Origin of the sequence: Enterococcus sp. DIV0691 (assembly GCF_051711145.1) — a bacterium.
Lineage (GTDB): Bacteria > Bacillota > Bacilli > Lactobacillales > Enterococcaceae > Enterococcus_B > Enterococcus_B hirae.
Genome location: NZ_JBIOLY010000001.1, coordinates 1,372,544 through 1,385,219 on the forward strand (window position 1 = coordinate 1,372,544; position 12,676 = coordinate 1,385,219).

The following is a 12,676-nucleotide window of genomic DNA, read 5'->3' on the forward strand; positions in this document are numbered from 1 at the left end:
TATACCATTACAAATAGATGCGAGGTTAAAGAATGAAAAAAATAATTCGCTGGCAGCCGGAATGGGCGCAGACGATCATCTATTGGTCTTTATCTTTGATCATTTTATTTTTTAGTTTGATTTTATCACTTGAAAACACTAGACCCTATTGGAAAAGTAACTTAGTGATGGGGCTATTTTTAATTTTTCTTTTTCTTGGGTATCGTCGGTCATTTATTTTGAAAAACCATGCAATCAAAATTAAATATGCTGCTTTTTGGAAGGACCAAAATATCCCGCTACAAGATATTGACTCTGTAACACCGGTCAAAAGAGGTGTAAAGATTAAATATGTAGGGAAGGCTGAGCCAACCTTCTATCTGATGCGCAAAAAAAGTCAGACGGCTTTTTTGTCCTACTATTCTGAAGGTAAAGAGCAACAAAGCACTAACAACCAAGTAAATACAACTAGCTGATTGATTTTTACTTGTTTAAACCAATTGATTCAGCAGATATAAAATAGCTGCGAGAAAAACATAACTATATATAACCTCTGAGAAAACAAGCCGAAGAATCCGAAGATCATTTTATGATCAGGGTGAGATTCTTCGGCTTGATTGTGTCTTGCTGACGTTTGTATGAACTTGACCCTAGAAAAATGGATGATATGATGTTCGACCAGTAACTTTCGATAAAGTAATGGACACCTGACCATTCAACCAAGGGATATATAACTTAATAACATAAAGGATATTATAAAAAATTTGCACTAAATATTTTTTAAAGGAAAAAAAGAAGTAAGATAACATTTTTTCTAATTTATAATAAAACTTACAGAAAAAGTATAAGGAGAAAAACGGACGTGGAAATAAAAAAAATGTTTGAAGATCTCTACCGAATTTGGAAGAAAACAGGCATTCTCAAGAGAAGAGGTGCGAAGCTATCGAGACTATGGCGGAGAAACGGTAGGAAGATAGTGAGACTATGGCGGAGGAACGGTAGGAAGATAAAAGGAATATGGAAAACGAGAGGTACAAAACTACGGAGAATGCACTTGGAAAAGCTAAATAAAAGAAAGGAAAATGGCAAAAGAACACAGATGAAAAAAGCACAGACATCAAGAGTGAAACAAGGTAGTTCGAATAATAAACAAGAAATACGTTCGCTATCTGTCCGTGCAACAAATCAAGAGAGTTGGAAAAATGCGCAAATTTCTAGAAATTTAGCGAATCAGCAAAAGGGCTACTCCAGGAGTTCACAGACATCTATCACCTCAACGAGATGAATCTTTCTATGGGTTCACATAGTTTTGATGTCAATCGTTGGATTCAGTGTTTTGAGCAATTAGGAGTGATAAATGGTAGGTAATTTTTAAAAGAAAACAGCAAAACACAGGGTTATAACCTTCAGGACTTAAAAAATATCATGGCTGGGTTTGATTCGCAGGAAATAACTTCAGGAACCAGTTCAAGAAGATACATAAATGAACGAATCATAAATAGTGAAAGTGATCGTTGAAACTAGTTATTAGAAAAGCTCGGTAAAAAAATGGTATAAAAGCAATCAAAAAAGATTATCAACCAAGGCTATATAACAATCAAGCCCTTGCTCGGATTGTCGATTCTTTAAATCCGTTGTCTCGATTTAGAAAGATTCTTTTAAAATGGCAATTAATGTTGAAAAGAAAATAATCTGATGCGAAAGACATCATTCACTTGGAAATAAGTGAGAAGGATGCATAGATACAACGAGAAGAAATAATAGCGAAGAAAAAAGAAAAGAAATTTGTAAAAAATATTAAAGCAAACGCTAGAAAACAAGTTTTCAATACAGTCGAGCAGTCTTTTTCAAATCATCTGATAAATTCGAGATAACCTTCTTTCGATAGGATTAGAAAACAAACAGAAATATGTATCTTTTTATTGAAAAGTGAGATTTTGTAATATTAGTGAACGTTGTACTGTATGGAAGAGACGCAGCATAAGTTGATTTTCTATCGTTCAAGCAATTATAAAATTATAAAAAAGCCGATACTTTGCAAAGAACATTTTGCGGAGTATCGGTCTTTCTTTAAATTGAATATTTTTGATGCAATCTCTTCTGTTTTGAAGAGAAGTTACTCATTGTTGAAACTTTCTTATAAGATCATTTTTTTGACATGAGCGGCTTGTGCCCCACGGTTTCCTTCGATTATTTCAAATTCTACAGATTGATTTTCTTCAAGGGTTTTGAATCCCTCTTCTTCAATTGCAGTAAAATGGACGAATATTTCTTCTGTTTCATCATAACTAATAAATCCATATCCTTTTTTGTTGTCAAACCATTTCACAGTTCCTGTGGTCAAAGCTCTCACGACCTTTCTAAAGTCTGATCATAACTAACATTATAAAGAGTATTTATATATACGTCAATTAAATTAAAAAAGCAATCTTGCCTATTTTGTTTTAAAATAAAAAAAGGTATAATAGATATAACTGAACAAATTCTTTTGTTTTGGGTATAAAGTTCGTGTAAAGGGGTAATTTGATGAAGAGCGATCTACAAATATCACAAGAAACAGAGTTAAAACCGATTATTAAAATTGCGGAAAAATTAAATATCCAACAAGATGACCTGGAGCTTTACGGAAAATATAAAGCGAAAATCGATTTTTCCACCATCAAGAAATTAAAGAAAAAACCAGATGGTCACTTGATTTTAGTTACATCCATCAATCCTACACCAGCTGGAGAAGGTAAATCGACCATCACGGTAGGTCTTGGGGACGCATTGAATCAAATTGGTAAAAAAGCAGTGATTGCGTTAAGAGAACCTTCCCTTGGTCCAGTCATGGGGATCAAGGGTGGTGCTGCCGGCGGAGGCTATGCACAAGTATTACCAATGGAAGATATCAATTTACACTTTACTGGCGATATGCATGCGATTACGTCTGCTAATAATGCATTGTCTGCACTTTTGGACAATCATATCCATCAAGGGAATGAACTGAGAATCGATTCACGTCGTGTGATCTGGAAACGTGTCGTCGATTTGAATGATCGCGAACTGCGAAAAGTGATTGTTGGCTTGGGCGGTCCGATTCAAGGTGTGCCGAGAGAAGATGGCTTTGACATCACCGTAGCAAGTGAAATCATGGCGATTTTATGTTTAGCAACAGACATCGATGATTTAAAAGCTCGTTTAGCTCGAATTGTTGTCGGTTATACCTTTGATCAAAAGCCAGTGACAGCTGGTGATCTCAAAGCAGAAGGCGCATTGGCACTGCTATTAAAAGAAGCAATCAAACCAAACTTAGTACAAACGATTTATGGCACGCCAGCATTTGTTCATGGCGGTCCTTTTGCCAATATTGCTCACGGGTGTAATAGTGTTTTAGCTACCCAAACAGCTCTTAAATTAGGGGAGTATGTGGTGACTGAAGCTGGATTTGGTGCAGATCTAGGTGGAGAAAAATTCCTAGATATCAAAGTTCCGAATTTGAAAAAGGCACCTGATGCGATCGTGATCGTAGCAACAGTTCGTGCATTGAAAATGCATGGCGGTGCAACTAAAGAAGAGTTGAAAACGGAAAATTTAGCAGCATTGGAAAAAGGATTCAGTAATTTAAAACGTCATATCCACAATATGGAGAAATACCATATCCCAGTAATTGTTGCGATCAACGAATTCGTGACAGATACGGAAGCTGAATTTACTTTGTTAGAACGTCTTTGCGAAAATCAAGGGGTGATCGTACAACGAGCAAGTGTTTGGGAGCATGGCGCAGATGGTGGAATTGAACTTGCCAAAGCGGTCGTTCGTGCGATTGATAGTCAGCAAGCAGATTATCAGCCCTTGTATCAACCGACAGCGACTATTGAAGAAAAAGTGGCAACGATCGTCCAAGAGATTTATGGTGGAAAAGGTGTCAGTTTTAGTAAAAAAGCAAAAAAACAAATCGATGAGTTTGTCCTTAATGGTTGGGATAAACTGCCAATTTGTATGGCGAAAACCCAATATTCATTTTCTGACGATCCGACACTTCTAGGCGCTCCTGAAGGATTTACGATTACCATCAGAGAGTTCGTTCCCAAATTAGGGGCTGGGTTTATCGTTGCGCTAACAGGTGATGTCATGACTATGCCGGGACTTCCCAAAAAACCAGCTGCATTGAATATGGATGTTACCAGTGATGGGGAAGTACTGGGATTATTCTAAAAAAGAAAGAGGATAGGGTGCTTCATAAAAAAGCCATCTATCAAAAATGTTTAGTGAGAATACACAAAAAACGAGTAAATACCTAAAATTAGGTAAAGGCTCCATTTCGATCAAAAAAAAGTATAAAGTCAGCTCTTGTATATGTTCATACAAGGGCTGACTTGTTTTTATACATATTGTGTTAGTCAACAAGTAAATAATGGCGGTTTCACGGATGATTTTGAGTTCAAAACAGCTTTTTATGATAGCAATCATATGTCTAAAATAAAATAATTTATAATCATTGTGAAGAAAACGTTCTCTTTAATACTAAAATAGGAGTGCAAATTTTTGAAAAAGTATTTATTTAGAACAATTTTGGTGTCTACGTCACTTTTGACTTTAGGAACTGCTGTAACTCCGTGTGTTACAGTATTAGCCGATGAAACGAATAGTTCTGGCATAGCAATTTGTAGTGATGATGAGTACTATGTATTAGACGAACCATCGATTCAGACAAAAACTTGGTCACAACCTCAAAGTTGGCGTATTTCTAAAGGAAATCGTACATATTCGGGTACAGAAACCCACAATAGAAAAACCACATTAGCAATTGGTGCAACGATCTTCGGAATGAATATTAAAATCGGGAACGAATACTCAGTAAACGGAAAATTCAAGAAGTATTGTCAAAATGCAAGGATAACGGTCACTTACCGAGTTTATCGTAAAGTAGACAATAAATATATTCGTACTCAAACTGCTACAGCAAATACACAATATATTGATTATGTAGCAATATGATACATAGGAATACTAAGAAACATTGGAAATTCATTCTTTGCTTGAGTTACTTTATTATTTATTTTATGATCCCAAATATAGGGATCCCAATCAAATATGATTTCATATTTGATTGGATTTCTTGGTTTCCGTTGATCCTAAGTTTTATGTTTTTGGTGTTGTTCCACCAGCTTCTCTATCAATCATTAGTAGAAATACAATGGCTGAAACTCATATTTATTGCAGTCTTTTGTATCGTTAGTATTATTGTCATTAATACTGCTTTGCCTGATACAAATAGCTTACCCCTAAATTCTTTAGCTAATAGTGAATTGAAAAAATATATAATAAGTGCTACAACGTACGGTGTATTTTTAGAAGAAATGATTTTTAGATTTAGTCTAATCAGCTTACATTCTGACAGGAAAACAAAGGCTTCTCTCCTCATAATCTCTTCATTCTTGTTTTCAATCGTACACGGAGGAAATTTCAACCTTTTTTTCTGCGGCGTTCTATTTGGATTCGTTTATATAAAAACTTCTAATGTGTGGTACGCCATATTGACCCATGTTTTTTATAATGGTGTGGGTATATTCCTTTTCTTATTCTTTACTTAGTTGTTGCAAAGCAATGAACGATAAAGTAGTTAAAGCAAGTGGAGATTTACAAAAAGTGAGGTTGAAAAAAATACTTCTAAACAGTAAAAAAGGATGACACAATTATTCATTACGGATAGTTGAGTCATCCTTTTATTTTCTATCGAACATTTTTAATGGATATATAAGGAGTGAAAAAGATGTTACAACAGATTTCTAATAGTTTTTCTGGTTGGCTACTTTTGCTGTACTCGCTGCATTTGAGCAAAAAATGTCTATAAATTAGTTAAATATAGGGAACTCAAACACTTTGAGACATCTACTTTCTTGTTCGGGTGTTTTACGGTATACTAAGAAAGCATCAGGAGGAGGGGCGTTATGGACGTACGAGTGACAAGACGAACAGGTTTTTATGGCATGGGTAGTCCGATCCAACTGCGGATCAATGGAAAGAAAAAAGGACAATTGAATCATAATCAATCGGTTTTACTTAAGTTAGAAGCACCTTTTACAATGCAAGTTTCGTTTTATTGGTTAAAAAGTCCAGTGTATACAATAACGCATCCGTCCAAAGGATACGTCATTACAATGAATCTCTTATTGTTACAGATTTATCCCTTTTTATTTTTAGGAAGTGGATTAAGCGCATTGTGGTTACACAATCTAATTTATAGTATGTTCGTGGTACTTGTAATGATTGGCTTCTTTTTTTTCATCAAAAACCAAGCCTATGTAATCAAGGAGGAGAAAGATGGCAAACTCTGATATTTTTTTAAGTAGTTTTAATCGGATCGAAAAATGGATGAGAGATGAAATGGGTAATGCCCGCAATATGGGATTTACTGAGTTAGTTCGGCGACTTGCCCAACGCAAAAAAGCAGTGATTCGTCAATATGAAGAAGATTTGCTTCAGCTGGCGCAGTTACGAAATGCCATTGTTCACGATCGGATTGCTGTGGACTTTGTGATTGCTGAACCCAATGATTGGGCAGTCAATAAGATCCAGCAGATTGAAGAAGACTTGATTCGTCCAGCAAAGGTTTTACCTCGCTTTGCGAAACATGTCACAGGTTTTGAACGAGATCTTCCTTTACTTGATTTGTTAGGAACGGTTGCCAAAAAACGATACTCACAGTTTCCTTTGTATAATAAAGGGAAATTCGTAGCGCTTGTGACATTGCGGGTCATTGGTTTTTGGCTAGCAAAGGAAAGTCAAAAAGGTACCATTGATTTAACAGATAAAAAAGCGGCTGATTTGATTTTTAGTGATGGCAAATATACGAATTATCGTTTTGTAGCTGAACATACTTATGTTTATGAAGTGGAAACAATGTTTCGGGAACAAGGAACTCTAGAAGCAGTCCTGATTACCAAAGATGGTCATCCTGACGGCAACTTACTGGGGATCATTAGACCTAGAGATATTTATCAACAAATAGAAAAGGAATGATTTTTTGTTAGCAATTTATTTTATGATCAGTGGATTATTAGTGGCTCTTGATCAGTGGGTCAAATGGTGGATCGTCAATGATTTATCTTTAGGCGAAACGAAGACATTGATTCCAGGCGTCTTATCGTTGAATCATATACGCAATACTGGGGCAGCTTGGAGTATGCTTGAAGGGAAGATGTGGTTTTTCGTCATAATCACAGTGGTTGCTGTCATTGTTGTCGTGACATTGATGGTCAAGAATCGCAAACAGGGCAATCGATGGTTGCTGACAGGACTAAGTTTTATTTTGGCAGGAGCTATTGGGAATTTTATTGATCGTGTAAGACTGGGATATGTCGTCGATATGTTCCAAACAGATTTTATGAATTTTCCGATCTTCAATGTAGCTGATATGACACTTGTTTGTGGTGTGATTCTTATTTTGATATATATTATTTTAGATGAAAAGGAACAAGGGAAAAAATGACAGAATTAAACGCAACGATTCAAACAGAAACAGGACGGATCGATAAAGTACTCACAGGTTTATTCAACGATTATAGTCGTTCACAAATCCAGCTTTGGCTCAAAGATGGTGCCGTTTCGGTCAACGGACAAGTGGTGAAAGCAAATTATAAAGTGAAGAAAAATGATGAAATCGTGATCGCTGTGCCAGAACCAGAGACTCTTTCAATTGAAGCAGAAGACATTCCATTAGAAATCGTTTATGAAGACGAAGCGGTTGCTGTTGTCAACAAACCACAAGGCATGGTCGTCCATCCTTCAGCAGGTCATTCGAATGGTACGATGGTCAATGCTTTAATGTATCATGTAAAAGATCTTTCGTCGATCAATGGTGTGATCCGTCCAGGGATCGTCCATCGAATCGATAAAGATACTTCAGGTTTGTTGATGGTAGCGAAAAATGATTTAGCACATGAATCTTTGGCCAAGCAATTAAAAGATAAAACTTCTTTACGTAAATACGTAGCGTTAGTCCATGGAGTGATTCCTCATGAAAAAGGAACGATCAACGCACCGATCGGTCGATCAAAAGTGAACCGTAAAATGCAGGCAGTCAGAGAAGATGGCAAACCAGCCGTGACCCATTTTAATGTCTTGGAACGATTCAATGATTTTACGTTGGTGGAGTTGACGTTAGAAACAGGTAGGACCCATCAGATCCGTGTGCATATGAAATATATAGGCTATCCTTTAGCTGGAGACCCAGTTTACGGACCAAGTAAGACATTGAAAGGAAATGGGCAATTTCTTCATGCGAAGCTCTTAGGTTTTACCCATCCAATCACAGGTCAGAAAATGGTCTTTGAAGCACCGCTTCCAACAATCTTTGAAAAAACTTTAGAAAAACTAAGGAAAAGTGTTGCATTTTGATTTAGATAACGGTATAGTATTTAACAACGAAAGCATAAAAACTTCATATCAGTTCCTTTAAGTTTAGTCCCGTGAGGCTAAGAAGGGTGTGGGTAAGAGAGCTATGGTGCGCCATAACATCGATTACTCAATGACGTAGTATAACTATCAGTGTATCTAAATGTACACTCAGTCTAGACATTCCTCCTGTCCTCTTAGGGCAGGAGTTTTTTTGTGTATAAAAAAGGAGGAAACAAACATGCAAGCAAAAGAAGTTGTGGATCAAGTAACCATGAAGCGGGCATTGACACGTATCACTTATGAAATCATTGAAAGAAATCAGACGATTCAAGATGTTGTCTTAATTGGGATAAAAACAAGAGGCATTTACATCGCATCAAGAGTTGCCGATCGTTTGAAGCAACTAGAAGGCATCGAAGTTCCGGTCGGAGAGCTGGATATCACATTGTATCGTGATGATAAAAAAGAAACACCAGCTGAAGCAGAACTTCATTCTTCAGATATTCCCGTTTCACTAGAAGGAAAAGAAGTGATTTTGATCGATGACGTCCTTTACACTGGACGAACGATTCGAGCAGCGATGGACGCAGTAATGGACTATGGTCGTCCTAGAAAAATTTCTCTGGCTGTCTTAGTAGACAGGGGACATCGGGAGTTACCGATTCGAGCAGACTATGTTGGGAAAAACATTCCCACAGCAAAAACAGAAGAAATCTTAGTCGAAATGCAAGAACTTGACGGCAAAGATCGAATCATGATTTTGAAAGAGGAAGAATAGAGGAGCAATTGATATGTCAGAACAGAAAAAATTCCATAATCACGATGCGGTTTTAGATATCCACGATCGCCCAAAAACAGGACATTGGATCGGCTTAAGTTTACAACATCTCTTTACGATGTTTGGTGCTACTGTACTTGTGCCGATTTTAGTGGGGATCGATCCAGGGATTGCCTTAGTCAGCTCAGGATTAGGAACATTAGTTTATCTTTTTACTACTAAAGGAAAGATTCCAGCATACTTGGGTAGTAGCTTTGCCTTTATCGCAGCTATGCAAATGCTGATGAAGACTGACGGTTACCCAGCGATCGCCCAAGGAGCCGTAACGACTGGTCTGGTTTACTTGATCGTCGCATGGATCATCAAAAAGATCGGTTCAGCATGGTTGGACAAAATTTTACCACCGATTGTCGTTGGTCCCGTGATCATGGTAATCGGTTTGGGGTTAGCAGCGAATGCTGCAACGAACGCAATGTATAACCAAGGCAACTATGATTTTAAATATATTGCCGTGGCACTGATCACTTTAGCATTGACGATTTTCTTCAACATGTGGCTAAAAGGATTTTTAGGACTTATTCCAATTTTGTTAGGGATTATTTGCGGCTACCTCGTTGCTTTACTCTTCGGAATCGTCGATACAAAGCCGATCGCTGATGCTGCTTGGTTCGCTTTACCAAACTTCGAGATTCCATTTGTTCAATATGAACCGAAGCTTTACTTAGGGGCAATTACGACGATGGCACCTATTGCTTTCGTTACGATGACGGAACACATTGGACACTTGATGGTCTTGAATAAATTAACAAAACGTAATTTCTTTGAAGAGCCAGGTTTACACAAAACATTGATGGGAGATGGCTTAGCACAGATCGTCGCAGCTTTCGTCGGTGGTCCTCCAGTTACAAGTTATGGGGAAAATATCGGTGTGTTAGCAATCACTCGTGTACACAGCGTATTCGTCATCGGTGGTGCAGCAGTTTTCGCTGTGATTTTAGGATTTGTGGGCAAATTAAGCGCTTTGATCTTAAGTATCCCCGGACCCGTAATTTCCGGAATCAGCTTTATCTTGTTCGGAGTGATCGCAGCGAGTGGAATGAAGATTTTGATCGAAAATAAAATCGATTTTGATAAAAAGAAAAATCTGTTGATTGCTTCAGTGATCTTAGTGGTCGGAATCGGCGGCTTGGTTTTTGAAGTAGGCACCTTCACGTTATCAGCAATGGCTTTAGCAACTGTACTTGGTATCATTCTGAATCTTATCTTACCCGAAACTTCACGTAGCGAAGAAAAATAAGGAGGAACTATCATGATCATCAAATCAGAACGCATTAGTTTAAAACATTTATTGACAGTGGAAGCTTTAACGGATCAAGAAGTCATGGGCTTGATCCGACGAGGTCAAGAGTTTAAACAAGGAGCAAACTGGACACCACAAAAACCGCAATACTTTGCGACGAATCTGTTTTTTGAAAATAGTACTCGTACGCATAAGAGCTTCGATGTAGCCGAAAAGAAACTAGGCTTAGAAGTGATTGAATTTGAAGCGAGTACGAGTTCTGTACAAAAAGGGGAAACCCTTTATGATACGGTCTTGACGATGTCTGCGCTCGGTGTGGATGTTGCAGTAATCCGCCATGGAGATGAAAATTACTATGATGAATTGATCCAAAGTAAAACGATCCAATGCTCGATTATCAATGGTGGTGACGGAAGTGGCCAACATCCAACACAATGCTTACTTGATTTGATGACGATCTACGAAGAATTTGGTTACTTTGAGGGATTGAAAGTAGCGATCGTTGGGGATATCACACACTCACGAGTAGCAAAATCAAACATGCAAATGCTGAAACGATTAGGAGCACAAGTCTTCTTTTCAGGTCCACGCGAATGGTACGATGAAGAATTTGAAGTCTATGGGCACTACCTGCCATTAGATGAATTATTAGAACAAGTGGATGTCATGATGATGCTTCGCGTACAACATGAACGTCATGATGGGAAAGAAAGTTTTTCAAAAGAAGCCTATCACCAAGAGTATGGATTAACAGTCGAACGTGCGAAGAAATTACAAAAACATGCGATCATCATGCACCCAGCTCCAGTCAATCGTGATGTCGAATTAGCTGACTCCCTTGTGGAAGGACTACAATCACGAATCGTACAGCAAATGAGCAATGGCGTCTTTGTTAGAATGGCGATCTTAGAAGCAGTACTAAACGGAAAAGCGTAAAGCTAGGAGGAAGAAAAGATGAAAACACTCATTAAAAACGGTCAAATCAATACACGAAAGAATGAAACAACACCTGCAGAAATTTGGATCGAAAACGGAAAAATCAAAGCAATCGGCGAAGGATTTTCCGAGGCTGAATTTGATGAAGTGTTTGATGCCAAAGGACAACTGATCACACCTGGTTTAGTGGACGTCCATGTCCATTTAAGAGAGCCAGGATTTACATACAAGGAGACGATTGCAGCTGGTACTAAAGCAGCGGCAAGAGGCGGCTTTACAACTGTTTGTGCCATGCCTAATCTGAACCCTGTACCTGATACCCCGGAAAAATTAAAACAGGTCTATGACTTGATCAAACGAGATGCAGTGGTCAAAGTCTTGCAATATGCACCGATCACTGAAAATCTTCGAAGTGAAGTCTTAGTAGATCAAGAAGCGATGATTAAAGCAGGCGCATTTGCATTTACGAATGATGGCGTGGGTGTTCAGACCGCAGGAACAATGTATCAAGCCATGAAAGAAGCAGCAAAAAATAACAAAGCACTGGTAGCACATACAGAAGATGAATCATTACTATTCGGTGGAGTGATGCATGCTGGTGATAAAGCAAAAGAACTAGGTTTGCCAGGTATTTTAAGTGTAACTGAATCCTCACAAATCGCACGGGATCTCCTTTTAGCTGAAGCAACAGGTGTGCACTATCACGTCTGTCACGTTTCTACCAAGGAAAGCGTGCGGGTAATTCGTGATGCCAAAAAAGCGGGTATCCACGTTACAGCAGAGGTTTCTCCCCATCATTTGATCTTGATTGATGAAGATATCCCCGAAGACTTCGGCTTTTGGAAAATGAACCCACCATTAAGAGGAAAGGAAGATCGAGAAGCGTTAATCGAAGGACTTCTTGATGGAACGATTGATTGTATTGCGACTGACCACGCGCCACACGGATTAGAAGAAAAAAGCAAAAGTTTCTTAGAATCACCATTTGGGATCGTAGGAAGTGAGACAGCTTTCCAACTGATTTATACGCACTTTGTTGAAACCAATCGTTTCACACTCGAACAAGTGATCAACTGGATGGCTACCAAGCCAGCGGAAATCTTCCAGTTAGAGGCTGGGACATTGATAGTTGGGGCACCTGCTGACGTAGCTATTTTCGATATTGAACACTCAAGTACAATCGATAAGAAAGATTTCTTATCAAAAGGCGAAAACACACCTTTTGTTGGATGGAACGTCAAGGGCGAAACATTAGGAACATTCGTTGATGGAAAATTGGTGTGGCACAAAGGGGAGTGAAG

General features: G+C 38.2%; 13 protein-coding genes. 12 read left to right on the forward strand and 1 reads right to left on the reverse strand.

The features are described 5' to 3' along the window. Positions 1-32 precede the first annotated feature (32 nt). Complete coding sequence (locus IGJ11_RS06175) at positions 33-455, forward strand: EbsA family protein (protein WP_034697854.1); 423 nt, start codon at positions 33-35, stop codon at positions 453-455. A gap of 1,661 nt (positions 456-2,116) precedes the next feature. On the opposite strand, the gene IGJ11_RS06180 is transcribed toward IGJ11_RS06175, so the two are convergent. Further along, the gene (locus tag IGJ11_RS06180; protein WP_010719225.1) at positions 2,117-2,323 is read right to left on the reverse strand and encodes a cold-shock protein; all 207 of its coding nucleotides are present in this window, start codon (positions 2,321-2,323) and stop codon (positions 2,117-2,119) included. A 182-nt stretch (positions 2,324-2,505) separates the two neighbouring features. On the opposite strand from IGJ11_RS06180, the gene IGJ11_RS06185 reads away from it, so the two are divergent. The 11 genes from IGJ11_RS06185 (at position 2,506) to IGJ11_RS06235 (ending at position 12,674) form a co-directional block, all read left to right on the forward strand. Continuing rightward, complete coding sequence (locus IGJ11_RS06185; protein ID WP_207432241.1) at positions 2,506-4,176, forward strand: formate--tetrahydrofolate ligase; 1,671 nt, start codon at positions 2,506-2,508, stop codon at positions 4,174-4,176. Between the two features lie 330 nt (positions 4,177-4,506). After that, positions 4,507-4,959 carry an LMxysn_1693 family intestinal colonization protein gene (locus tag IGJ11_RS06190; RefSeq protein WP_178286295.1) on the forward strand — a complete coding sequence of 151 codons (453 nt, stop codon included), beginning with the start codon at positions 4,507-4,509 and terminating at the stop codon, positions 4,957-4,959. A 362-nt stretch (positions 4,960-5,321) separates the two neighbouring features. Then, the gene (locus IGJ11_RS06195) at positions 5,322-5,555 is read left to right on the forward strand and encodes a CPBP family intramembrane glutamic endopeptidase (protein ID WP_229060502.1); all 234 of its coding nucleotides are present in this window, start codon (positions 5,322-5,324) and stop codon (positions 5,553-5,555) included. 357 nt (positions 5,556-5,912) lie between these two features. Then, positions 5,913-6,299: a hypothetical protein gene (locus IGJ11_RS06200; RefSeq protein WP_010737532.1), complete on the forward strand. Its 387-nt coding sequence runs from the start codon at positions 5,913-5,915 to the stop codon at positions 6,297-6,299. After that, a complete protein-coding gene (locus tag IGJ11_RS06205; RefSeq protein WP_010719220.1) occupies positions 6,286-6,984 on the forward strand; it encodes a CBS domain-containing protein in 699 nt (232 codons plus the stop codon). Before IGJ11_RS06200 ends, IGJ11_RS06205 begins: the two co-directional genes overlap by 14 nt. Before the next feature lie 4 nt (positions 6,985-6,988). Then, complete coding sequence (lspA, locus tag IGJ11_RS06210; protein ID WP_010719219.1) at positions 6,989-7,453, forward strand: signal peptidase II; 465 nt, start codon at positions 6,989-6,991, stop codon at positions 7,451-7,453. Next, positions 7,450-8,361, forward strand: a complete 912-nt coding sequence (locus IGJ11_RS06215; protein ID WP_207432237.1) for an RluA family pseudouridine synthase — start codon at positions 7,450-7,452, stop codon at positions 8,359-8,361. The genes lspA and IGJ11_RS06215 overlap by 4 nt, the downstream gene beginning before the upstream one ends. A gap of 238 nt (positions 8,362-8,599) precedes the next feature. Further along, positions 8,600-9,139 (forward strand): bifunctional pyr operon transcriptional regulator/uracil phosphoribosyltransferase PyrR, encoded by a 540-nt coding sequence (pyrR, locus tag IGJ11_RS06220; protein WP_010719217.1) that lies wholly within the window; start codon positions 8,600-8,602, stop codon positions 9,137-9,139. A 13-nt stretch (positions 9,140-9,152) separates the two neighbouring features. After that, positions 9,153-10,436: a solute carrier family 23 protein gene (locus IGJ11_RS06225; protein ID WP_010719216.1), complete on the forward strand. Its 1,284-nt coding sequence runs from the start codon at positions 9,153-9,155 to the stop codon at positions 10,434-10,436. Between the two features lie 12 nt (positions 10,437-10,448). Then, a complete protein-coding gene (locus tag IGJ11_RS06230; RefSeq protein ID WP_010719215.1) occupies positions 10,449-11,375 on the forward strand; it encodes an aspartate carbamoyltransferase catalytic subunit in 927 nt (308 codons plus the stop codon). 18 nt (positions 11,376-11,393) lie between these two features. Continuing rightward, positions 11,394-12,674, forward strand: coding sequence for a dihydroorotase (locus IGJ11_RS06235; protein ID WP_207432235.1), 1,281 nt, complete (start codon positions 11,394-11,396; stop codon positions 12,672-12,674). Positions 12,675-12,676: the final 2 nt, after the last annotated feature.

Bases quoted from the DNA above. Each gene is read 5' to 3' on its own strand.
- IGJ11_RS06205 (WP_010719220.1), top strand. From the start codon at position 6,286: ATGGCAAACTCTGATATTTTTTTAAGTAGTTTTAATCGGATCGAAAAA.
- IGJ11_RS06215 (WP_207432237.1), top strand. From the start codon at position 7,450: ATGACAGAATTAAACGCAACGATTCAAACAGAAACAGGACGGATCGAT.
- IGJ11_RS06200 (WP_010737532.1), top strand. From the start codon at position 5,913: ATGGACGTACGAGTGACAAGACGAACAGGTTTTTATGGCATGGGTAGT.
- IGJ11_RS06195 (WP_229060502.1), top strand. From the start codon at position 5,322: ATGATTTTTAGATTTAGTCTAATCAGCTTACATTCTGACAGGAAAACA.
- IGJ11_RS06225 (WP_010719216.1), top strand. From the start codon at position 9,153: ATGTCAGAACAGAAAAAATTCCATAATCACGATGCGGTTTTAGATATC.
- IGJ11_RS06185 (WP_207432241.1), top strand. From the start codon at position 2,506: ATGAAGAGCGATCTACAAATATCACAAGAAACAGAGTTAAAACCGATT.
- pyrR (WP_010719217.1), top strand. From the start codon at position 8,600: ATGCAAGCAAAAGAAGTTGTGGATCAAGTAACCATGAAGCGGGCATTG.
- IGJ11_RS06175 (WP_034697854.1), top strand. From the start codon at position 33: ATGAAAAAAATAATTCGCTGGCAGCCGGAATGGGCGCAGACGATCATC.
- IGJ11_RS06235 (WP_207432235.1), top strand. From the start codon at position 11,394: ATGAAAACACTCATTAAAAACGGTCAAATCAATACACGAAAGAATGAA.
- IGJ11_RS06230 (WP_010719215.1), top strand. From the start codon at position 10,449: ATGATCATCAAATCAGAACGCATTAGTTTAAAACATTTATTGACAGTG.